The sequence below is a fragment of the Sporolactobacillus sp. KGMB 08714 genome (assembly GCF_036598985.1).
In the GTDB taxonomy this organism is placed as follows: domain Bacteria; phylum Bacillota; class Bacilli; order Bacillales; family Sporolactobacillaceae; genus Sporolactobacillus.
This window is the reverse complement of sequence record NZ_JAUUBW010000012.1, coordinates 89,516-111,505: the sequence shown is the minus strand read 5'-3', so window position 1 is coordinate 111,505 and position 21,990 is coordinate 89,516. Positions and strand designations below refer to the sequence as shown.

The 21,990-nt window shown below is 51.0% G+C and carries 22 protein-coding genes; all 22 read left to right on the top strand.

The features are described from left to right. Nucleotides 1-13: 13 nt before the first annotated feature. On the top strand, nt 14-589 hold the full coding sequence (gene fapR / locus Q6A92_RS06675; protein ID WP_274397450.1) for a transcription factor FapR: 576 nt from the start codon (nt 14-16) through the stop codon (nt 587-589). Nucleotides 590-712: 123 nt separating this feature from the next. Continuing rightward, nucleotides 713-1,657 (top strand): ACP S-malonyltransferase, encoded by a 945-nt coding sequence (gene fabD / locus Q6A92_RS06670; protein WP_332237447.1) that lies wholly within the window; start codon nt 713-715, stop codon nt 1,655-1,657. A gap of 4 nt (nt 1,658-1,661) precedes the next feature. Next, the gene (gene fabG, locus Q6A92_RS06665) at nt 1,662-2,405 is read left to right on the top strand and encodes a 3-oxoacyl-[acyl-carrier-protein] reductase (RefSeq protein WP_274397864.1); all 744 of its coding nucleotides are present in this window, start codon (nt 1,662-1,664) and stop codon (nt 2,403-2,405) included. A gap of 122 nt (nt 2,406-2,527) precedes the next feature. Further along, entirely contained in the window at nt 2,528-2,770 is a 243-nt protein-coding gene (gene acpP / locus Q6A92_RS06660) for an acyl carrier protein (RefSeq protein ID WP_274397448.1), read from the top strand. A 123-nt stretch (nt 2,771-2,893) separates the two neighbouring features. Next, entirely contained in the window at nt 2,894-3,622 is a 729-nt protein-coding gene (gene rnc / locus Q6A92_RS06655) for a ribonuclease III (RefSeq protein ID WP_274397447.1), read from the top strand. Nucleotides 3,623-3,722: 100 nt separating this feature from the next. Further along, nucleotides 3,723-7,292 (top strand): chromosome segregation protein SMC, encoded by a 3,570-nt coding sequence (gene smc / locus Q6A92_RS06650; RefSeq protein WP_332237446.1) that lies wholly within the window; start codon nt 3,723-3,725, stop codon nt 7,290-7,292. 46 nt (nt 7,293-7,338) lie between these two features. Further along, nucleotides 7,339-8,358, top strand: a complete 1,020-nt coding sequence (ftsY, locus tag Q6A92_RS06645; RefSeq protein WP_332237445.1) for a signal recognition particle-docking protein FtsY — start codon at nt 7,339-7,341, stop codon at nt 8,356-8,358. Between the two features lie 89 nt (nt 8,359-8,447). Beyond that, nucleotides 8,448-8,783 (top strand): putative DNA-binding protein, encoded by a 336-nt coding sequence (locus tag Q6A92_RS06640; RefSeq protein ID WP_274397444.1) that lies wholly within the window; start codon nt 8,448-8,450, stop codon nt 8,781-8,783. A 12-nt stretch (nt 8,784-8,795) separates the two neighbouring features. Beyond that, nucleotides 8,796-10,142, top strand: a complete 1,347-nt coding sequence (gene ffh, locus Q6A92_RS06635; protein ID WP_274397443.1) for a signal recognition particle protein — start codon at nt 8,796-8,798, stop codon at nt 10,140-10,142. 63 nt (nt 10,143-10,205) lie between these two features. Further along, nucleotides 10,206-10,478, top strand: a complete 273-nt coding sequence (gene rpsP / locus Q6A92_RS06630; protein ID WP_274397442.1) for a 30S ribosomal protein S16 — start codon at nt 10,206-10,208, stop codon at nt 10,476-10,478. A gap of 36 nt (nt 10,479-10,514) precedes the next feature. Then, nucleotides 10,515-10,745, top strand: a complete 231-nt coding sequence (locus Q6A92_RS06625; RefSeq protein WP_274397441.1) for a KH domain-containing protein — start codon at nt 10,515-10,517, stop codon at nt 10,743-10,745. Nucleotides 10,746-10,834: 89 nt separating this feature from the next. Then, entirely contained in the window at nt 10,835-11,359 is a 525-nt protein-coding gene (rimM, locus tag Q6A92_RS06620) for a ribosome maturation factor RimM (protein ID WP_274397440.1), read from the top strand. Continuing rightward, nucleotides 11,349-12,089 carry a tRNA (guanosine(37)-N1)-methyltransferase TrmD gene (trmD, locus tag Q6A92_RS06615; RefSeq protein ID WP_332237444.1) on the top strand — a complete coding sequence of 247 codons (741 nt, stop codon included), beginning with the start codon at nt 11,349-11,351 and terminating at the stop codon, nt 12,087-12,089. The genes rimM and trmD overlap by 11 nt, the downstream gene beginning before the upstream one ends. A gap of 162 nt (nt 12,090-12,251) precedes the next feature. Continuing rightward, the gene (gene rplS, locus Q6A92_RS06610) at nt 12,252-12,593 is read left to right on the top strand and encodes a 50S ribosomal protein L19 (protein WP_332237443.1); all 342 of its coding nucleotides are present in this window, start codon (nt 12,252-12,254) and stop codon (nt 12,591-12,593) included. Nucleotides 12,594-12,691: 98 nt separating this feature from the next. Further along, nucleotides 12,692-13,561 carry a ribosome biogenesis GTPase YlqF gene (gene ylqF / locus Q6A92_RS06605; RefSeq protein WP_274397437.1) on the top strand — a complete coding sequence of 290 codons (870 nt, stop codon included), beginning with the start codon at nt 12,692-12,694 and terminating at the stop codon, nt 13,559-13,561. A 91-nt stretch (nt 13,562-13,652) separates the two neighbouring features. Then, the gene (locus tag Q6A92_RS06600) at nt 13,653-14,414 is read left to right on the top strand and encodes a ribonuclease HII (protein WP_332237442.1); all 762 of its coding nucleotides are present in this window, start codon (nt 13,653-13,655) and stop codon (nt 14,412-14,414) included. Nucleotides 14,415-14,438: 24 nt separating this feature from the next. Continuing rightward, nucleotides 14,439-15,965, top strand: a complete 1,527-nt coding sequence (locus Q6A92_RS06595) for a hypothetical protein (RefSeq protein WP_332237441.1) — start codon at nt 14,439-14,441, stop codon at nt 15,963-15,965. After that, on the top strand, nt 15,962-16,252 hold the full coding sequence (locus tag Q6A92_RS06590; RefSeq protein WP_274397434.1) for an EscU/YscU/HrcU family type III secretion system export apparatus switch protein: 291 nt from the start codon (nt 15,962-15,964) through the stop codon (nt 16,250-16,252). Before Q6A92_RS06595 ends, Q6A92_RS06590 begins: the two co-directional genes overlap by 4 nt. A gap of 336 nt (nt 16,253-16,588) precedes the next feature. Next, nucleotides 16,589-17,773, top strand: a complete 1,185-nt coding sequence (sucC, locus tag Q6A92_RS06585; protein ID WP_274397433.1) for an ADP-forming succinate--CoA ligase subunit beta — start codon at nt 16,589-16,591, stop codon at nt 17,771-17,773. Beyond that, nucleotides 17,770-18,678 (top strand): succinate--CoA ligase subunit alpha, encoded by a 909-nt coding sequence (sucD, locus tag Q6A92_RS06580; protein WP_274397432.1) that lies wholly within the window; start codon nt 17,770-17,772, stop codon nt 18,676-18,678. Before sucC ends, sucD begins: the two co-directional genes overlap by 4 nt. 144 nt (nt 18,679-18,822) lie before the next feature. Then, a complete protein-coding gene (gene dprA / locus Q6A92_RS06575) occupies nt 18,823-19,692 on the top strand; it encodes a DNA-processing protein DprA (RefSeq protein ID WP_274397431.1) in 870 nt (289 codons plus the stop codon). A gap of 161 nt (nt 19,693-19,853) precedes the next feature. Beyond that, nucleotides 19,854-21,941, top strand: coding sequence for a type I DNA topoisomerase (gene topA, locus Q6A92_RS06570; RefSeq protein ID WP_274397430.1), 2,088 nt, complete (start codon nt 19,854-19,856; stop codon nt 21,939-21,941). Nucleotides 21,942-21,990 lie beyond the last annotated feature (49 nt).

Genomic DNA, 21,990 nt, shown 5'->3' with positions numbered 1-21,990 from the left:
CGGTGTCAAAGTAATGAGAAAAAGCAAAATGGACCGGCAGGCGTTATTGAAACAAACGATTGCCGAAAATCCGTTTGTCACCGATGACGAGCTGGCGCACAAGTTTTCGGTCAGTGTTCAGACGATCAGGCTTGATCGCCTGGAGCTTTCGATACCCGAGTTAAGAGAGCGGATCAAGCATGTGGCGAGGCGGCAGTTCGACGATGTCAAGGCTCTTCACGAAGATGAAGTGATCGGGGAAATTGTCGATCTGCAGCTCGATTCGAGTGCCATTTCTCTGCTCGAAATCAATCAGGACCTTGTTTTTTCACGCACGGGGATCGCAAGAGGACACCATCTGTTCGCCCAGGCCAACTCGCTTGCCGTCGCGGTGATCGATGACGACTTGGCGTTGACATCCAAAGCGTCGATTCATTTTATCCGGCCGGTCAGGGTCGGAGAACGCGTCATTGCTAAAGCGAGGGTGACGCGGGTGGAAAGGGTACGCACGATCGTGGAAGTGAACAGTTATGCAGGACAGGATCACGTTTTTAAGGGCACTTTTACTATGTATCGCTCGCACGGCGCAAGAGGGCGGGCGCGAAAGTGAAGCTATTGCCGCTGCCGGGCATAGGGTCCGGCAGTCCCGCCTCTTTTCATATGCTTTTGCCGTGACTGAAATGACGATTCAACATCAGCATATTGGGCTTGTGATTCAGGAGGTTTGATGAATATGGGTAAATGTGCATTTGTATTTCCGGGACAGGGATCGCAGAGTGTCGGCATGGGTGCGGATCTGATTAAAGCGGTACCGGAAGCGGAAAAAATTTTTAAAGCGGCCGACACCCGCCTCGGTTTCTCTTTAACCGATCTGATTTTGAACGGACCGGAAGAAGAGCTGAAACGGACGGAAAATACGCAGCCGGCCCTTCTGACCGTGAGTGCGGCGCTGCACGCGCTGCTTTCCGGGGAAGGGATCAAAGCCGACTATTTGGCCGGCCACAGCCTCGGCGAGTACAGTGCGCTCTATGCTGCGGGCGTGCTCGGATTTGAAGATGCGGTTTATGCGGTCCGGGAACGAGGCCTGCTCATGGAGGCCGCCGTCCCGGCAGGCCGGGGAACCATGGCCGCCGTTCTCGGCCTTGACGCCGCCGCTCTTAAAGAAGTATGCGGACAAGCATCGGCCGGGAACGAATCGGCTCAGATTGCCAATCTGAATGCTCCGGGACAAATCGTGATTTCCGGTACCGTTGACGGTGTGGCGGAGGCGTCGCAGCTGGCCAGGGAAGCAGGTGCCCGCCGCGTCCTTCCGCTCTCGGTCAGCGGGCCGTTTCACTCCGAGCTGATGAAACCGGCGGCGGAAAAAATGCGTAGAATACTTGACGGGCTTCCTTTTGAGAATGCGAAAATTCCGGTCGTGGCCAACAGCACGGCGCAAACGGAAACGACAGCCGACGAGATCCGTGTTCACTTGATCGAACAGCTCTATTCGCCGGTGCGCTGGATCGAATCCGTTGAAAAGCTTAAATCGCTGGGGGTCGATACTTATATCGAGGTCGGGCCGGGAAGGGTACTTTCCGGGCTGATTAAGAAAATTCATCGCGGTGCCGTTATTCTTCAAGTCAATGATCTGAAAACTTTGAAAGAGACGGCCGGGAAGCTTGGGGGGAGAAAATAATTTGATACTCAAAGATAAGACGGCGCTGGTCACCGGCGCTTCAAGAGGAATAGGGAAGGCGATTGCCCTTGAACTGGCGCGTGCGGGGGCCTCGGTCGTCGTCAATTACTCGGGCAATAAAACCCGGGCCGAAGAAACAGCAGCGCAGATCAGGGAACTGGGTACGGAAGCCTTGACCTACCAGTGCGACGTAGCAAATGAGGAAGATGTTCAGGAGATGGTGCGGACGGCCGTTCAAAAATTCGGACATCTGGACATCGTTGTCAACAATGCCGGAATCATACGCGACGGTCTGATCATGCGGCTGAAGGAAGAAGACTGGGACGCCGTGCTGAATACAAATCTCAAAGGTGTTTTTCTTGTGACTAAGGCGGCGCTTCGTCCGATGATGCGGCAGAAACAGGGGAAGATTATCAATGTGGCCTCGGTCGTCGGCATCCTCGGCAATGCGGGCCAGGCGAATTATGTCGCCGCCAAAGCAGGTGTGATCGGCCTGACCAAATCCACGGCCCGCGAGGTTGCCTCACGCGGCATCACGGCCAATGCGGTCGCTCCGGGATTTATCTCAACAGAAATGACGGAAAAATTTCCGGAAAAGATTAAAGAAAAGATGAAGTCGGAGATTCCTCTTCATAGGCTTGGGACGCCGGAAGATGTGGCCGGGGTTGTCAAATTTCTGGCTTCGGAGGACAGCGGCTATATGACCGGGCAGATTTTAAGTGTTGACGGCGGTATGGCGATGCAATAAAATGATTTAGGCGTGTGTTTTGATAGGCGGCGGCTTTTACGCAAAAAGGCGGAAGATTATTTTGACTCATATTTATTTTCCTGTTATTTTTTAAATGTGTGTCCTTGAGAGGGGGTGAAGACATGGCAGAAGATGATGTACTGGAACGTGTAAAAAAAATCGTTGTCGACAGGCTGGATGTGGATGAAGCAGATGTAAAGCCTGAAGCTTCTTTTAAAGAAGACCTCGACGCCGATTCTCTCGATATTGTGGAACTTGTCATGGAACTGGAAGATGAATTCAATTTGGAAATTTCTGATGAAGATGCAGAAAAAATTCAAACGGTTGGCGATGTCGTTACTTACATACAGAGCCACAAATCTTGACATCATAACAATGAAGTCCCGTTTTGTAATCATTTATGGATACGGGACTTTTTTCTTTCATTTCACCCATTCTTGACGGATGGCTGAATGATCAGGTTTGGGGGCAATTGGAGGTGACGGCTGATGTCCGTTTCAAAAAAAGTGAAGGAATATGAAAAAGAAACGATTGACAGGCTCCATCAGTTTCTAAAAGAGTTTTCGATTATTTTCACGGATGAAGCTTTGCTGAAAAAGGCTTTTACCCATTCATCCTATGTGAATGAGCATCGCCGCGAGCTGCAGGAGGATTACGAACGTCTGGAATTTCTGGGAGACGCTGTACTTGAGTTAATGGTTTCGCAGTATCTGTTCAAACATTTTCCGGATTTGTCGGAGGGCGATATGACCAAGTTCCGCGCCGCTATTGTCTGCGAAACCGGGCTTGTCCAGTTTGCCTCCTCGCTGTCATTCGAAAATAAGATTTTTCTCGGCCGCGGCGAGGAGGCTACGGGCGGACGAAAACGGCCGGCCCTGCTGGCGGATGTTTTCGAAGCGTTCATCGGCGCCCTGTATCTCGATCAGGGTCTGGATACGGTCAATCAGTTTTTGAAAAGGGTTGTCTATCCCAGGATCAGCGACGGTACTTTTTCCCATGTGATGGATTTTAAAAGCCAGCTCCAGGAGACGATCCAGCGAAAAGACCTTGGAGAGCTCGATTATGACGTCATTATGGAAAAGGGACCCGGCCATCAGCGTGAATTTTTATCGAAAGTCCTTCTGAACGGCGAAGTGATCGGCAGCGGACGGGGACATTCAAAAAAAGATTCCGAACAGAGTGCAGCACGCGAGGCGCTCAAAAGTATCGACGGATAACAAAAACAGCCGGGAACGCTCGGCTGTTTTTGTTATCCGGGTCCCGGCAAGGCAGGCGATGTGCTAAAATGATGGAGTTAATAGAAACGGAGGGATCGGGATGTATCTCAAGAGACTGGATGTTTCCGGCTTCAAATCGTTTGCCAATAAAACATCTGTTGAGTTCGTTCCCGGTGTGACCGCGGTCGTCGGACCGAATGGAAGCGGCAAGAGCAACATTACGGAAGCGATCCGCTGGGTCCTTGGAGAACAGTCCGCAAAATCGCTGCGCGGTTCGAAGATGGAAGATATTATTTTTTCAGGAAGCGACGCCAAAAAGGCGGTTAATATGGCGGAGGTTACGCTGACGCTTGAAAATACGGATCATTACCTGCCTTTTGATTACAGCGAAATCAGCGTGACCAGGCGGGTATTCCGTTCCGGCGACAGCGAGTTTCTGTTGAATCGCCGGAGCTGCCGGCTTAAAGATATCGTTGATCTTTTTATGGATTCCGGGCTTGGAAAAGAAGCCTATTCCGTCATTGGCCAGGGGAAAATCGATGAAATTTTAAACAGCAAAGCCGAAGATAAACGAAGAATTTTCGAAGAAGCATCCGGCGTGCTGAAATATAAATTGCGTAAACAAACAGCGGAGAAACAACTGGAAGAAGCCGTGGTCAATCTGAATCGAGTCGAAGATATTCTGCATGAACTGAACAGCCGGCTCGGTCCGCTTGAAGAACAGGCGTCGACCGCCAGGGAGTATCTGGCCAAAAAAGAAGAGCTTGAAACAGTCGATGTTGCGCTTCTTGCCTACGATATCGGAGAGGTACATACGCACTGGTCGGCTTCAAAAAGCCGCGCGGAGAGCCTGAATCAGAAGAAAAAGGCGATGGCTCTTGACATTGAAGAAAAAGAGAAGCTTTTTCGTTCGAATCGTGAGGCTCTTGACAGATTGAATCGCGATATCGACCTTCTGCAGTCAGAGTCGGCCGAATCGGGTGAAAAGGTCGAGAAAATGCTCGGTCAAAAAGAAGTGGCGGCCGAGCGCCGGAAACATGCGAAAAGCAGCGCCCTGGAACTGCAAGAACGGCTCGAAAAGCTCGAGGAGCAGCTCGAGTCCGAGCGCCGTGCCCTGAACGGCAGCGAGTCGGCCTATCAGGCGGAGCGTTTAAAACTGAATGAGCTTCAGAAAAAGCTGAAAGGAAAGCTGGCCGAATTCGACGGATTTGAACATAATCTCGATGAAAGGATTGAAAAACTGAAGGGCGAGTACATCGAAGTGCTCAACCGGCAGGCTTCCATGCGCAATGAGCGGCGCTATCTGAACGATCAGCAGAAGTCGCTTCTGCAAAAGAAAAATCGGGTGGAAGCAAATTCTGAAGACGTCCGGAAAAGCGCCGAGGATGCGCGGAAGAGAAAAGAAAAACTTGTTTTTGAAATGAAGCGGCAAGCGGAAGAAGGCACGAATCTGCAAAAAACGCTGGCAGCATGCGAATCGCAGCTGGAAAAGGAACATGACCGCTACAGCAGGCAGAAAGAAGCGTTTGAAAAAGTCGACCTTTTGATTAAGCAAGCCGTCTCGCGAAGGGAAATGCTTGAGGCGCTCAGGGAAGAATATGCCGGTTATAATCAGGGCGTCAAGGCTGTTCTGAAAAACAGAAATAAGCTCTCCGGCATTCACGGAGCGGTGGCGGAGCTTATTCATGTGGATAAAACATACGGAACGGCGGTCGAAACGGCGCTCGGGGCATCGTCCCAGCACGTGATCGTCTCTGATGAGGCATCGGGGAGGGAAGCGATCCGTTTTTTACGCAGCCGTCAGGCGGGACGTGCGACCTTTCTGCCCGTCTCCGTTATGAAGGCACGATCGCTTCCTTACGGCGACAGGACACGCCTTTCCAAACATCCCGATTTTGTCGGGACAGCCGAGGAACTCGTTCATTGCGATCAGACATACCGTGATGTGATCGGGCATCTGCTCGGAGCGGTTGTGATTGCCCGGAACCTGGCGGGGGCCAACAGCCTGGCCAAGCTGCTGGGCTACCGGTACAGAATTGTGACGCTTGACGGCGATGTCGTGGCTCCTGGCGGCGCAATGACCGGCGGCAGTCTGCGGCAGAACCGCGCCGGCTTAATCGGGCGGGCGGCGGAAATTGACCGGCTTACGGCGCAGATCGGGGAGATGCGCGCGAAGAAAGAGCAACTGGAGCGCGGCTTCTCAGAACTGAAGAACCGGATCGCTGCCGATGAGCTGCGGACGGGGAAATTGCGGGAAAACGTCAGGCAGGCGGCCGAGACCTACCGGAAGCTTGAGGAGCAGGTTCATGAAGCGGAAGCAGAAGAAAAAAACAGTTCCGAGAAATATCAGCTGCTCGCCAGGGAAACCGGAGACTTTACTTCCGAACAGCAGACGATTGCGCAGCGCCTGAAGGAAATCGACCGCGATCTTGCCATGCACACACAAAAGGGAGAGGATCTGAGTTCGCGCATTGATCGGCTGTCTGAGAACAGAAAGAACCGCGATTCCAGCAAGGCGGCTCTGCAGGCGGAGATTACTTCGCTGAAGGTGGAAACCGCCAGGCAGGGGCAGATCGTCGCTCATCAGAAAGAAAAAGCAGGGCAGTCGGGCGCACGTGTCGATGATCTGATTGCTTCTATCGAGGCGCTCAGATTATCCATCGACGATGTCCATTCGGAATTAAAGGATCAGTCCGACAGTACAAAGACGCTTGAACAGAAAGTTCAGGCAGCAAGACTGGAAAAAGAAAGACTCAGCGGGCTTCTGACAGAAAAGAAAGAGCTTCGCCGCGGCAAACAGGAACATTTATCGGAAGAAGAACGGCTTCTTAAAGAAAAGCGGCAGGCGCTTGATCGGCTGACCAATGCTTTTCAGGAAGAAAATCTGGCACTGGGCCGTCTGGACGTCCAGCTGGATCATTTGCTGGATACGTTGCGGGAAGACTATGAACTGACGATCGAAGCGGCCAGGGAGAAATATCCGCTGACGATGGATGTGGCGGAAGCCCGTAAAAAAGTAAAATTGATTAAACGGGCTGTTGAAGAGCTGGGGACTGTGAATCTCGGCGCCATAGACGAATATAAGGATGTTTCGGAACGGGAACATTTTCTTGCTGCACAAAGAGACGATCTGCTGAAAGCGAGAGCAACGCTGGAGAATGTCATGACGGAGATGGACCGCGAAGTCGGGCAGCGTTTTTCAAAAACGTTTAAAAAAATCCGGGAACAGTTTCAGGTGGTCTTTCAGGAGCTTTTCGGCGGAGGACGGGCCGATCTGAAGCTGATTGATCCGGATGATCTGCTGAACAGCGGTATTGAGATCCTGGCTGAACCGCCGGGGAAAAAACTGCAGCGCCTGTCTCTGCTCTCGGGGGGAGAGCGTGCACTGACGGCGATCGCCCTTCTATTTGCCATTCTTAAGGTACGTCCGGTTCCCTTCTGCGTGCTCGATGAAGTGGAGGCGGCGCTTGACGACGCCAATGTCGACCGCTTTGCCGGTTTTTTGAAGAAATTCAGCGCTGAGACGCAATTTATTGTCGTGACCCACCGTCACGGGACAATGGAGCATGCGGATGTGCTGTACGGCGTTACCATGCAGGAATCCGGGATATCGCGGCTGGTATCCGTCCGCCTCGAAGAAACAGAAGAACTGATCTCGGCAAATCGCTGATAGAAACCGTTTTGAAATAAAAAAAGACTGCGAAGGAGGGAAAGACATGAGCTTTTTCAGTAAAATGAAGGAGAAGCTGACAGGGCGTACGGAGACGGTGACCGATAAATTTCGTGACGGCCTGTCGAAAACGAGACAGTCGTTCTCAGAAAAAATGAACAACCTTGTCAAACGCTATCGCAAGGTGGATGAGGACTTTTTTGAAGAATTGGAAGATATTCTGATTGAGTCCGATGTCGGCGTCACGACCGTGATGGATCTGGTTGAAAAATTAAAAGATGAAGCGAGGACACGCAATATTAAAGACAGCGATAAGCTGAAAGACGTCATTGTCGAAGTACTCTCCGGATTCCTGACAAAGAATCCGGATGAAACAAAACTGAACCTGAATCCGGACGGACTGACGGTTATTCTCATGGTCGGTGTCAATGGTGCGGGCAAAACGACGACGGCGGGCAAACTGGCAAACAGGCTGAAGAGTGAAGGCAGAACCGTTTTGCTTGCGGCAGCGGATACGTTCAGGGCCGGGGCGATCGACCAGCTCCAGGTCTGGGGAGACCGTGCCGGCATCGACGTGATCAAACACCGGGAAGGTTCCGATCCCGCTTCGGTCGTCTTTGACGCTCTGAAGGCCGCAGAATCCCGGCATTCGGATGTACTGATCTGCGATACGGCCGGCCGGCTCCAGAATAAAGTCAACCTGATGAAAGAATTGGAGAAGATCAAACGGGTCATAGCCCGGGAATTGCCGGGAGCGCCGCAGGAAGTGCTGCTCGTTCTCGATGCGACGACCGGCCAGAATGCGCTGAATCAGGCCAAGCTTTTTCGCCAGGCCTCAAATGTCACGGGAATTGTCCTGACGAAGCTGGACGGTACGGCTAAAGGCGGTATTGTGCTGGCCGTCCGCCACGAGCTGGACCTTCCGGTGAAACTCGTCGGCCTCGGAGAAAAAATCAACGATCTGCATGTCTTTGATGCCGATGCTTTTGTGTACGGACTCGTTTCCGCCATGTTTGAAACGTCGGATGGCGAAGCAGAAGCAGAAGATTCTTCGCGGCAATCATAAAAATGAAGGAAAAAACTTGACAGGCCAAGACTGTTCCTGTATCATTGTTCCGTAAAGTAAAAGACCTTTACAGTCAAGGGGATTTTGCCATGCTTGAGAAGATCTTAAGGGTCAACGCCCTATACGATTTCTATCAGCCGCTTCTCACTTCTAAGCAGCAGGAATATCTAAATCTTTATTATCTTAATGATTTTTCACTCGGCGAGATAGCCGAAAAATGCCAGGTGACGAGACAGGCGGTCTATGACAACCTGAAGCGGGCGGAAGCCGCGCTTGAGGCGTTCGAGGAAAAATTGGGATTGCTGCGCAAATATCGGGCGCGTCTTTCTCTCATTTCCGAACTCAGGGAGCAGGCAAACTGTCTGAGCGGCGAAGAACACCGGAAGCTGAATTCGGCTCTTGACAAGCTGGAAAATTTAGACTAGGAAGTGGGAAGAATGGCATTTGAAAGCCTTGCAGGCAGACTGCAGGAGACGATGAAGAAAATTCGCGGCAAGGGCAAGGTTTCCGAAGCCGATGTGAAGCAGATGGGCCGTGAGATCCGCCTGGCGCTTCTTGAAGCCGATGTCAACTTCAAGGTCGTTAAATCATTTGTCCGCCGTGTACAGGAACGGGCGGTCGGGCAGGAAGTTTTGAAAAGTCTGACGCCCGGACAGCAGGTGATCAAAGTCGTTCAGCAGGAACTGACGAACCTGATGGGCGGAGATCAGACCAAGCTGAACTTTGCCGCTAAACCGCCGACCATCATTCTCTTTGTCGGCCTTCAGGGTGCCGGGAAAACGACCTCTGCCGCAAAACTGGCCAATTTTATCCGCAAGGCGAACAATAAGAAACCGTTGATGATTGCCGCCGATGTTTACCGCCCGGCAGCGATCAAGCAGCTGCAGACGTTGGGCGGGCAGCTGAATATCCCGGTTTTTACGCTGGGCGATAAGGTCAGCCCGGTGGAGATTGTCCGCCAGGGTATTGAGCAGGCAAAGGCGGAGCACAATGATGTGATCCTGATTGATACGGCAGGAAGGCTGCACGTGGACGATGTGCTGATGGATGAATTGGAACAGATCAAAGCGATCAGCCATCCGGACGAAATCTTCCTGGTCGTCGATGCGATGACCGGCCAGGATGCCGTGAATGTGGCCGGCAGTTTTAACGACCGTCTCGATCTTACCGGCGTCATCATGACCAAGCTGGACGGAGACACGCGGGGCGGGGCGGCACTTTCCATCCGATCCGTCACGGGAACGCCGATCAAGTTTGTCGGAACGGGCGAGAAAATGGATGCAATCGAACCGTTCCACCCTGACCGCATGGCTTCGCGTATATTGGGAATGGGCGATGTTCTTTCATTGATTGAGAAGGCACAGGCCTCCGTCGATGAAAAAAAAGCCCGGGAGATGGAGCAGAAGCTGCGGTCTGTCAGCTTTACTCTGGACGATTTTCTCGATCAGATCGGCCAGGTCCGCAAGATGGGGCCGATCGACGATCTGCTGGCGATGATGCCCGGAGCCAATCGTTTCAAGGGCATGAAGAACATGAAGATCGATGAGAAGAAAATCGACCAGATCGAAGCGATCATCCGCTCGATGACGCCGTCGGAGAAAAGCGATCCGGAGATCATCAACTCCAGCCGCAGAAAACGGATTGCGCTTGGCAGCGGTACATCGATCGCCGATGTCAATCGGCTGTTGAAACAATTTAAAGACATGAAGAAAATGATGAAACAGTTTATGGGCAAGGCGAAGGGGAAGAAACGCGGCAATCCGTTTAACCTGCCGTTTATGTGATCATCCGTTTCTTCGAAAAGTTGATAAAATGATTGATAATTTTAAAGGGGAAGGTGTTTGTTTATGTCAGTTAAGATTCGTTTAAAACGTATGGGAGCCAAGAAGCGTCCTTTTTACAGAGTCGTTGTTGCGGATTCACGTGCACCGCGCGACGGGCGCTTCATTGAGGAAATAGGGACTTACAATCCGGTTTCAACGCCGAAAACATTTGATGTGAATGAAGAAAAGGCGCTTGACTGGCTGAAAAAGGGCGCGCAGCCGTCCGATACGGTGCGCAACTTGTTTTCGAAAAAGGGCCTGATGGAAAAGTTCCACAACAGCAAGCTGAAAAAATAATCTTCAGAATTTGAAATTTTAAGGAGCGGAAGCGCAATGGACGAACTGATTAAAGCCATGGTTGTCCCGCTCATTGATTACCCCGAGGATGTTCAGATTCAGAGACAGGAAGATGAGAAACAGATTACCTATGTTCTTGCTGTGAATAAGAAGGACATGGGCAGAGTGATCGGCAAACGCGGCCGTGTAGCCGGAGCTCTGCGCACGATTGTCTCCGCCGCAGGCAGTGCAAAGGGGAAAAACGTCCAGTTCCTGATTCGTGAATAAGTGCAAAGAAAAAGAGGAGGGAAACCGGCCCTTCTCTTTTTCGCCTGCGGAAGCGATGCCTTTCAGCCATCGGATGAGGAGGAAGTTCAGTGACAGACTGGATCTATGTAGGAAAAATAGTCAATACCCGCGGAATCAAAGGTGAAGTGAAAGTCGTCAGTGTAACGGACTTTCCCGAAAAACGGTTTGCCAGGGGCGCGGTGCTCTATGTTCACGATGACCGCACGTCGTCGTACGAGCCGCTTACGGTCGCCGAACACCGGCGCCACAAGCAGTTCGATCTTCTTACCTTTGAGCGCTTCGGCACAATCAACGAAGTTGAGAAATACAAGGGATGTTCGCTTTATGTTTCAAAAGACCAGCTTGCACAACTTGAGAACGGCGATTTTTATTACCACCAGATTATTGGTGCGGATGTCGTTACCGACGCCGGAGAGCATCTCGGCGAGGTCAAAGAGATTCTTTCACCGGGAGCCAACGATGTCTGGGTGATCCGGACAAAGGGAAAAGATTTACTGCTGCCGTACATTACGGATGTCGTAAAGGCCGTTGACACCGAACACAGGCGTATTACGGTGCATTTGATTCCGGGACTGATCGATGATGAGGATTGATGTTCTGTCGCTGTTTCCCGCCATGTTTCATGAAGTGTTTAACGAGTCGATCCTCGGGAAAGCTGCTGAAAAGGGTGCCGTCTCTTACCACATCACAGATTTTCGCGATTACACGGTAAACAAACATAGAAAAGTGGACGACTATCCGTTCGGAGGGGGCGCGGGCATGGTCCTGATGCCGCAGCCGATTTTTGACGCGATCGAAGCTGTTCGCACGGAGGCCGATTTTTCTCCGCGTATTATTTTAACTTCTCCTCAGGGGAAACCGTTCAGGCAAAAAGATGCGGAACAACTGTCGGCCGAGGAGCAGCTGATCTTTATCTGCGGGCATTATGAAGGATTCGACGAGCGGATTCCCCGGTACCTGGTCACAGATGAATATTCGATCGGCGATTTCGTCATGACCGGGGGAGAGCTTGCCGCCATGGCAATGATCGACAGTATTGTCCGCCTGATTCCGGGAGTGCTCGGAAATGACACATCGGCAGTCACAGATTCTTTCTCCGACGGGCTGCTCGAGCATCCTCATTATACCCGCCCGGCCGATTTTCGCGGAATGACGGTGCCTGATGTGCTGATGTCCGGCAATCATGAAAAAATTGCCGAATGGCGCCGCAAAGAATCTTTAAGACGGACGTTTCTGCGCCGCCCGGATCTGCTGACAGGCCGTGCCTTTTCACAGAAAGAAACGGAGTGGCTCGCGGAATTCAGACGCGAAAATATGGAATGAGACTTTGCGGAGCCGGCCAAAGGCCCGTTCCCGAATTTTAACTTGCACGAAGCGGATCGGTTATGGTAACATAGTTTTCGTGGCAATTATGAGCAGAATACGATGTTCCGCTGCAGTTTGACGGACTGTAAGAGCATTTGTACGGAAGGAGGCCATTTTAATATGCCAAATATACTTGATGAAATTACAAGGGAACAGCTTCGGAACGATATTCCCGATTTCAGACCGGGCGATACTTTGAAAGTACACGTGAAGATCATTGAAGGCACACACGAACGTGTTCAGATTTTCGAGGGCGTCGTGATCAAGCGCCACGGCAGCGGGATCAGCGCAACATTCACCGTTCGCAAAATATCTTACGGCGTGGGTGTCGAAAGAGCGTTTCCTGTGAATTCGCCTAAGATTGATAAAATTGAAGTTGTCCGCCACGGCAAGGTTCGCCGTGCGAAGCTTTATTATCTGCGCAATCTGCGCGGTAAAAAAGCGCGTATTAAGAGCAAATAAGCAGTGCCGGAGATACGGACAAGATAAAAGGGGGCCTGGGGTTAACCGGGCCTCTTTTTATTAATGGCTTTATTATAATGCATAAAGGGGGGAGCAATTTGACGATACAATGGTATCCCGGTCATATGGCCAAGGCAAAGCGGCAGATGATTGAAAGGATCAGGCAGATCGATGTCGTCATCGAACTGGCCGACAGCAGGATTCCTGCCTCTTCGCGCAATCCGCTGGTCGGAGAGATCGCGTCGGGCAAGCCGAGACTGCTGGTTTTGAATAAGATCGATATGGCGGATCGTGAAGCGACCAAGCTGTGGAAAAGCCATTTTGAAAGCCAGGGTCTAACGGTTCACCTTGTCGACAGCCGGACCGGCGAGGGAATATCCGCCATTCCGGAAACGGTTCACCGTCTGACGGCAGGACGCAGAGCAAGAATGGAGAAAAACGGGTTCCGGCCTCACGCCGATCGCGCTCTGATACTCGGTATTCCGAATGTCGGCAAATCGACGCTGATCAACAGAATGGCCGGAAAGAAAATTGCCAAAATCGGAGACCGTCCCGGAATAACGACGGCACAGCAATGGATAAAAATCGGGAAAACGATGGAACTTCTTGACACGCCGGGTATTTTATGGCCTAAATTCGACGATCCCGAGGTCGGGCTCCGTCTGGCAGCAACAGGAGCGATCAAGGAGGAACTGTTTGATTTTCAGGAAGTCGCTCTTTTTCTGCTGAAAATCATGATCGGCCGTTACCGTCAGCAGCTGGCCGGCCGATACAGCCTGGCCGGGCTGCCTGAACTGGCCGGCACGGAAGAAGATCATAACCGGCTGATCGGATTGTTTGATGCGATCGGGAGAAATCGCGGCTGTCTCGTCGGCGGGGGCCGGGTCGATTATGATCGTACCGCGGAGATTATTGTCCGTGATTATCGCCGCCAGAAACTGGGCTGCCTGACTCTTGAAATGCCGTGAGCATGCAGTCACCCTGGCTTCCGAAAAATGGAAAAACAAGCATTTAATAAACTGAAAACAGCGTCCGATAAATAAATCGAGGAGCATGGAAATGGGACCATCGTCAATTGCACGGATTAAAGAAGAATTATCGCAGGCGCACCGGCTGTCACCGGAAAGAAAGCAGATGCTGGAGAACGATCCGCGAAAAGGCGTCCGCCGTCTGTTCAGGCTATGGGAAGAACGGCAGTTTCGGGCACGGCGTCTGATTGAAAAGTTTAATGAGATGAACCGCATGGAAGACGACCTGCACGGCCAGGGCGTTAAAAACATCGCCGGCATCGACGAGGCCGGACGGGGTCCGCTGGCGGGGCCCGTCGTGGCCGCCTGTGTGATTCTGAACCCGACTGTCGTTCTGCCTGGAATCAATGATTCAAAGCAGCTATCGGCGGCGAAACGGAACGAGTATTATGATCAGATCAAGAAAACGGCCGTATCGATCGGCATCGGGATCGTTTCGGCGCACGAGATCGATGAAATCAATATTTACCGTGCTGCCAAAAAGGCGATGCTGCTTGCCGTCGGACAGATGAGTGTCCGTCCGGGCCACCTTCTGATCGATGCGATGGAGCTGCCCGTCGATCTTGATCAGACTTCTCTGATCAAAGGGGACGCCAGGAGCAATTCGATCGCGGCGGCTTCGATTATCGCTAAAGTGACGAGGGACCGGATCATGGACGGATTGGATGAAGTCTATCCGGGCTACGGTTTTTCAGGACATAAAGGGTATGGAACGAGGCAGCATCTGCAGGCGATCGGAAAACTGGGCCCATGTCCGGAACATCGCCTGACTTTTGCCCCGCTTAAACGATGAATCGATCAGTATGAAGGTGATCCCTTGAATTTTCAGCCTTATGCAGTCAGCCAAAGTCAATTGATCGGAACCTTTGCGCCCGATCAGATTCTTCGCGGCCGGGTTCTTGAGATTCTTCCGGACCGGACGGCCCTAGTCCAGCTGGGAGCAAAAAGAATGGTTGCCAAGGTCGACGTCGTCGTACCGCCTCTGAAAGTCGGCCAGGACTATCTTTTTCAAATCCGGCAGAATGCGAATCCCGTGCTGGCGAGGGTTATTGACCGGAAATCGCCGGAAGCGGATCGGACAGCCGGATCGATGGTTGATGACGTGCTCTCGACCCTGAATTTGAAAAATGAATCGCTAACCCGAAGCATCATTCAGGCGTTTCTTGATCACGGCGATGCGTTGTCGCGCCGTTCGATTCTTGCTGCACGTGCTCTGTTAAGCGGCGCGGCCGGGTCTTCGGAAGATATTCCGGTTATTCGCTGGATGCTGAGCCGCAACCTGCCGATGACGCCCGTTTTTTTTCAGGCGGCAAAAAACCAGATTCATTCTCCTGCCCTCTCTTCACAACTGATCGGTCTGAAAAACGAACTCAGTCATCTGGCCGTTCCGACACCTTCTCTGCAATCACTGAAAGCCGCCCTCGATAAATTTCCGGCAACGGAGGGCGCTCCGTCACTGGTTTTTGCCGCCGGTCTGCTCGGTGCGAGGAAGACCGCTGCTTTGCTGCAGTCCTTTCTTAAAGGACAGGTTCCGGACCTGCAGTCGGCCGTGAAACAATTAGCACTGGTGAAATTTATCAAAAGCCCGATGATGGCTTCCGACGCGGAAGCGCTGCTGGGCAAAATCGGAAGCAAACTGCAGCCGGAAGCATTTATCGGAACCTTTACCGACTATATTTCCACCCATTCCGGAGAACCCGCGCTGCAAAGCGTCCTGAACGGCGCAGGCAGCCCAGGGCTGCTGTATAATGTGCTGAAACAGATCGGCTTCGATTACGAATACAGCCTCGGCATCCTTCTTAAAAACGGAAATCCGCCGAAAACGGGTACGATTAAGGAAAATCTGCTCGCCGTCCTTCAGGACGCGGAAACACCGGCAGAAGTCAGAAAAACGGTCGGCCAGGTTGTTCAAAGGATCACCGGCGAGCAGATCCAGATGGTTTCTTCCGATCCGTTTGTGGCCCAGTTTTCACTTCAGCTGCCGCTGCCCTTTCAACAAGAAATCCGCCAGGCAACGGTTTACTGGGAGGGGAAAAAGAATGGCCGGAGAATGATCGATCCGGACTACTGCACGATTCTTTTCAGCCTGGATTTAAAGTATTTGAAACAGACACTGGTCAGCATGCGTGTCCAGAATCGTTCCGTCACGCTGACAGTACAGAACGACTCCGCCGATTTGCGGGCAATGCTGAAAAAGGGGCAGCCGATTCTGGCCGAAAAACTTGAAGCCTTCGACTATCATCTTCTCTCTCTCGTTCAGACAAAGAAGCTCGATGACCGCCTTGTCGAAAAAATAACGAGGCCGCTCGCGGTGTCTAACTATACATTGGATGTGAAGATATGACTGAGCCCGCCCCGAAGAAAAAAAAACAGGCTGTCGCCCTTAATTATGAACATGGGAAAGATGAGGTTCCTTATGTTTCCGCTAAGGGAGAAGGGGAACTGGCGAAAAAAATTATTGCGAAAGCCAAAGAGTACAATATCCCGATCCAGGAAGATGCCGCACTGGTCTCCATGCTTTCCGAACTGAATCTGAACGAAATCATTCCTGCGGAGCTCTATGGAGCCGTGGCGGAAATATTTGCTTTTCTTTATCAAATGGACGAACAATCAAAACCGAAAAAAAATTAGCGGTTTCCCGCGAAATGCGTTCGATATCTGTCAATAATCCGCAAAATCTTTATAATCCTCCGAATCCAAATTCCTTCTCATTTTATGTTAGGTCAATACGCCAATAATCCGCAAGACTTTTCTAATCCCCTGAATCCTGCATCATTTTTCACACTGTTCATATACTTAATCATCCATTATGTAAAACTCAAATCTAACAGAGTTCCACCGCAAATTAGAATTTTTTGCGACAAACTTGTGACAAATTAGTAGACAAAATCACAAATCTTTGTCTATACTGTTAAAGTAAAGGCTTTCAATTATTTAACAATTCAAATATTGGAAGAAGGGGAATTCATGAATATTCATGAGTATCAGGGAAAACAGCTTCTGAATAAGTACGGCGTTGCCGTTCCTCATGGCTATGTCGCTTTTACGGAAGATCAGGCGGTCGAAGCGGCAGAGAAACTTCAGACGGATATCAAAGTGGTTAAAGCTCAGATCCACGCAGGCGGCCGCGGAAAAGCAGGCGGCGTAAAAATTGCCAGATCCAACGAAGAAGTCCGGGCCTTTGCGGATGAATTGCTCGGCAAGGTGCTGGTCACTCATCAGACCGGGCCGGCGGGCAAAGAAGTCAAACGTCTGCTTATTGAGGAAGGAAGCGATATTGATAAAGAATACTATCTCGGTATCGTGCTGGACCGCTCCTCATCCCGTGTGGCTGTGATTGCTTCTTCGGAAGGCGGCATGGAGATTGAACAGGTAGCGGAAAAATTTCCGGACAAGATTTATCGCGAATCGGTCGACCCTTTAATCGGACTCTCCCCTTTTCAGGCGCGGCGGATTGCGTTCAGCATCGGCATCCCCAAAAAGCTTGTAAATAAAGCTGTTAAATTTATGCTCGGCCTGTATCAGGTTTTTGTTGAAAAGGATTGCTCCATTGCGGAAATCAATCCTTTGGTCGTCACGAAAGGCGGAGATGTTCTGGCGCTTGATGCCAAACTGAACTTCGACGATAACGGCCTGTACAGAAACAAGGATATTCTCGATTTCCGCGATCTCGATGAAGAAGATGAGAAAGAAATTGAGGCGTCAAAATACGGTCTGAACTACATCGCACTGGAAGGAAATATCGGCTGCCTGGTTAATGGAGCGGGACTGGCGATGGCAACCATGGACATCATCAAATCGTTCCACGGCGATCCGGCTAATTTTCTTGATGTCGGGGGCGGAGCGAGCAAAGAAAAAGTCGAGGCCGCTTTTAAACTGATTATGTCCGATCAGCATGTCAAGGGCATTCTCGTGAACATCTTCGGCGGCATTATGAAGTGTGACGTGATTGCCGAGGGCATTGTCGCAGCCACGGAAAAAATCGGCCTGACCATACCGCTTGTCGTTCGCCTGGAAGGAACGAATGTCGATCTTGGAAAAGAAATCCTGCACCGGTCCGGTTTGAACATCACACCGGCTCAGACGATGGCGGATGCCGCGAAAAAAATCGTGTCGCTTGTCGATCAGGCGGCTGGAGGTGTTGCAAAGTGAGTATTCTTGTCAATAAAAACACAAAAGTGATCGTACAGGGCATCACCGGTTCCCAGGGGCTCTTCCATACAAAACAGATGCTTGATTACGGAACGCAAATAGTCGGCGGGGTTACGCCCGGCAAAGGCGGCACGACAGTCGAAGGGGTGCCGGTCTTTGATACGGTCCGTGAAGCCGTTGAGAAAACAGGGGCGGACAGTTCCGTCATCTATGTTCCCCCGGCTTTCGCGGCGGACGCGATTCTGGAAGCTGCGGATGCCGGAATTCCGCTTGTTATCACAATAACAGAAGGAATTCCGATTCTGGACATGGTGAAAGTCAAACGTTATCTTGCAGACAAAAAGACGCGTCTGATTGGGCCGAACTGCCCCGGAGTGCTGTCAGCCGATGAATGCAAGATCGGCATCATGCCGGGCTATATCCATAAAAAAGGCCATGTCGGCGTTGTTTCCCGTTCCGGCACCCTGACTTATGAGGCGGTCCATCAATTGACTCAGCTCAACATTGGCCAGACAACGGCGGTAGGAATCGGCGGCGATCCGGTCAACGGAACAAGCTTTATCGACGTGCTTCGATTATTCAGCGAGGATCCGGAGACCTACGCCGTCGTTCTGATCGGCGAGATCGGCGGAAACAGCGAAGAAGAGGCGGCTAAGTGGGCGAAAAGCCACACAGATAAGCCGATCGTCGGTTTTATCGGCGGCCGGACGGCGCCTCCGGGCAAGAGAATGGGTCATGCCGGCGCGATTATCTCGGGCGGTAAAGGAACCGCTGATCAGAAAATCCGGGTGATGCGCGAGCAAGGGATCGCCATCGCGGAAACACCGGCGCAAATCGGCGAAACAATGGTCGGGCTCCTGAAAGAAAGAGGACTTTATAAAGACTGCCTCATCGCAAATTCCTGAAAAAAATGGGAAAACGCATCTGTCCGCGTTTTCCCCCCTTTTTTAAATACTCCGTATCAGAACCGCAACATTAAAAAGATACCGTTGCCCACGTCCTTTTTTATCCCCCTTTATTCCACTACGCAAACAGGAAGGTGCACATCCATGGATGACTTGACAAGAAAGCTGATCCAGCTTGATCACTGCCGCGGGCTGGGCAGAAAAACCATTTCCGCATTTTTGAAAACGGACCCCGGACTCAGCCGGGCGGCAGATTACTCATTCAAAGAGCTCACGGAAATTTATCGCATGTCTCCGGTTCGTGCCGAACAGTTTCTGAAAGATTTTCATACTTTTAATCCTGAACGGATGATTCAGAGGTATGAGCGACAGGGAATTTCGATTGTTTCCGTTCATAGTCCGGATTACCCGCATTATTTGAAGAAAATTTTTGATCCGCCCCATTTGCTTTATATGAAAGGGAAAAAGGAGAGACTCAAAGATCTGAAGATGCTGAGTGTCGTCGGCACAAGATATCCGAGCACCGAAGCGAGCCGGATCATGGACTATCTGCTTACCCCGCTGATCGAATCGGGATGGACGATTGTCAGCGGCCTTGCTCTCGGAATTGACGGGCTGGCGCACGCGCTCGCTTTAAAGGGACAGACGATCGCGGTTCTCGGATCCGGCCTCTATTTCCCCTACCCGCTGCAGCACAGGTCCCTTTTTAACGAATTGATTGAACATCAGCTCGTGATCAGCGAGTATCCGCCGCCTTCCAGGCCGGAACGATGGCGTTTCCCCGAAAGAAACCGTGTCATCAGCGGCCTGACACTCGGTACGCTGGTCATTGAGGCGAAAGAGCGCAGCGGTTCGCTGATTACGGCGGATCAGGCATTGGAACAGGGGCGCGAAGTGTTTGCCGTGCCCGGCTCTGTTTTTAAAGAAAACAGCAAGGGCACGCATCGCCTGATCCAGCAAGGAGCTAAATTGGTGACACAGCCCGGCGATATTCTTGAAGAACTGCGGGTCTGAAAATGTCCTGTTTTTTAACGTAAGAACGATTCCACAACCCATATTATTCCATTTACACGTCTTTCGTTGCGCTCATTATTTTGCTTTGCGTTTGACAAAGCAATAATCAATCATTAATATTAGTGAAGATTTGAATAATCTCAGAAAGGGGGAGCAACATCATGGACGAATATCTCGTCATTGTGGAATCTCCCGCTAAAGCAAAAACAATCAAACGCTACCTAGGACCGAAATATCAAGTGAAGGCATCCATGGGCCATGTACGAGATCTGCCCAGGAGCCAGATGGGTGTCGATATTAATGACCACTATAAACCAAGGTATATTACAATAAGAGGCAAAGGTCCCGTGATCAAGGATCTGAAAAGCGCGGCGCGCAAGGCGAAAAAAGTCTATCTGGCAGCCGACCCGGACCGCGAGGGCGAGGCAATCGCCTGGCATCTGGCACACAGTCTGGATATAGACGATCATTCGGACTGCAGAGTGGTATTTAACGAAATCACGAAACCTGCGATCAAGGAAGCATTTAAAAAGCCGAGAAAGATAAACATGGATCTAGTGGATGCCCAGCAGGCACGAAGAGTTCTGGACCGTCTGGTCGGTTATAACATCAGTCCGTTATTATGGAAAAAAGTGAAAAAAGGGCTGAGTGCCGGACGTGTTCAATCGGTCGCGCTTCGAATGATTATAGAGCGGGAGAATGAGATTAAAGCGTTCATTCCGCAAGAATACTGGTCGCTCATCGGTAAATTCCGGACCGGCGATGAGACTTTTGAGGCGGCTTTTTACGGACTCGACGGCAAAAAAACGCAGCTGAAAACAAAAGAAGATGTAGAACGGGTGCTTTCCCGATTAGGCGATCCGCATTTCCTGATACAGAATGTCCAGAAAAGGGAACGTCTCAGGAATCCGGTTCTGCCTTTTATTACTTCATCGCTGCAACAGGAAGCCGGGCGCAAACTTAACTTCAGAGCCAGAAAAACAATGATGATCGCCCAGCAGCTCTACGAAGGAATTGAAATAGGAAAGCAGGGTACGACCGGACTGATCACTTACATGAGAACGGACTCGACCCGGATCTCGGATATAGCGAAGGCAGAGGCCAAGACTTACATTACCGATCATTTCGGTGCACGTTATGTCGGCAAAAATCAGGCCAAACCGAAAAATTCCGAGAATGTGCAGGACGCGCACGAGGGGATCCGCCCTACTTCCGTGATGAGGCATCCGAAAGAGATCAAAGAATACTTAAGCAATGATCAATTTAAGCTTTACAAATTAATTTGGGAGCGGTTTATTGCCAGTCAGATGGCGCCGGCCGTCCTGGATACGGTTCGCGCCGATCTTGTCCAGAAGGGCGTGACATTCAGGGCAACCGGTTCGAAGATCAAGTTTCAAGGATTTATGAAAGTGTATGTCGAGAGCAGCGACGACGGCAAAAAAGCGGAATCTGCTCACGATAAGAACAACTTCCTGCCTGAATTGGAAGACGGGATGACGGCGGTTAAAGAAAGCACGGAATCGAAACAGCATTTTACCCAGCCGCCGCCGCGCTACACGGAAGCGTCGCTTGTCAAGAAGATGGAGGAAGTCGGCATCGGGCGTCCGTCGACCTATGCACCGACCATTGATACGATTCAGCGAAGAAACTATGTGACGATGGATGCGAAACGATTTGTCCCGACCGAACTAGGAGAAATCGTTCTCAATCTGATTGTTGAATTTTTCCCGGAAATTATCAACATTGACTTTACGGCACAGATGGAGACGGATTTGGATGAAGTCGAAGAAGGCAAGGAGAACTGGATTGCGATCGTCGATAATTTCTATAAGGAGTTCTCGCAAAGGCTTTCCAAGGCTGAGAAAGAAATGCAATCGGTCACGGTGAAAGATGAACCCGCCGGAATCATCTGTGAAAAATGCGGCCATGAGATGGTCTACAAAATGGGACGGTTCGGTAAATTTCTTGCCTGCTCCAATTTTCCGGAGTGTCGAAACACAAAACCGATATTGAAGAAGACGGGCGTTGTCTGCCCGAAGTGCGGAAAAGGCGAAGTCGTCGAGCGCCGCAGCAAGAAGCACAGAATTTTTTACGGCTGTGACCGTTACCCCGAATGCGATTTTGTATCATGGGATAAACCGATTCAGCGGCAGTGCCCGAAATGCGGATCCCACCTGGTGGAAAAGAAAGCGAAAAACGGGAAAACTGTTCAATGTCCGAATTGTGATTATCGGGAAGAAGTGCAGTAAAGAAATGAGTAAACGAACCGATAGTAAAAACGGAGGGGACGATTAGGAC

Coding starts and splice junctions, on each gene's coding strand:
- fapR (WP_274397450.1), top strand. CDS start 14: ATGAGAAAAAGCAAAATGGACCGGCAGGCGTTATTGAAACAAACGATT.
- fabD (WP_332237447.1), top strand. CDS start 713: ATGGGTAAATGTGCATTTGTATTTCCGGGACAGGGATCGCAGAGTGTC.
- acpP (WP_274397448.1), top strand. CDS start 2,528: ATGGCAGAAGATGATGTACTGGAACGTGTAAAAAAAATCGTTGTCGAC.
- rnc (WP_274397447.1), top strand. CDS start 2,894: ATGTCCGTTTCAAAAAAAGTGAAGGAATATGAAAAAGAAACGATTGAC.
- smc (WP_332237446.1), top strand. CDS start 3,723: ATGTATCTCAAGAGACTGGATGTTTCCGGCTTCAAATCGTTTGCCAAT.
- ftsY (WP_332237445.1), top strand. CDS start 7,339: ATGAGCTTTTTCAGTAAAATGAAGGAGAAGCTGACAGGGCGTACGGAG.
- Q6A92_RS06640 (WP_274397444.1), top strand. CDS start 8,448: ATGCTTGAGAAGATCTTAAGGGTCAACGCCCTATACGATTTCTATCAG.
- ffh (WP_274397443.1), top strand. CDS start 8,796: ATGGCATTTGAAAGCCTTGCAGGCAGACTGCAGGAGACGATGAAGAAA.
- rpsP (WP_274397442.1), top strand. CDS start 10,206: ATGTCAGTTAAGATTCGTTTAAAACGTATGGGAGCCAAGAAGCGTCCT.
- Q6A92_RS06625 (WP_274397441.1), top strand. CDS start 10,515: ATGGACGAACTGATTAAAGCCATGGTTGTCCCGCTCATTGATTACCCC.
- trmD (WP_332237444.1), top strand. CDS start 11,349: ATGAGGATTGATGTTCTGTCGCTGTTTCCCGCCATGTTTCATGAAGTG.
- rplS (WP_332237443.1), top strand. CDS start 12,252: ATGCCAAATATACTTGATGAAATTACAAGGGAACAGCTTCGGAACGAT.
- Q6A92_RS06600 (WP_332237442.1), top strand. CDS start 13,653: ATGGGACCATCGTCAATTGCACGGATTAAAGAAGAATTATCGCAGGCG.
- Q6A92_RS06590 (WP_274397434.1), top strand. CDS start 15,962: ATGACTGAGCCCGCCCCGAAGAAAAAAAAACAGGCTGTCGCCCTTAAT.
- sucC (WP_274397433.1), top strand. CDS start 16,589: ATGAATATTCATGAGTATCAGGGAAAACAGCTTCTGAATAAGTACGGC.
- dprA (WP_274397431.1), top strand. CDS start 18,823: ATGGATGACTTGACAAGAAAGCTGATCCAGCTTGATCACTGCCGCGGG.
- topA (WP_274397430.1), top strand. CDS start 19,854: ATGGACGAATATCTCGTCATTGTGGAATCTCCCGCTAAAGCAAAAACA.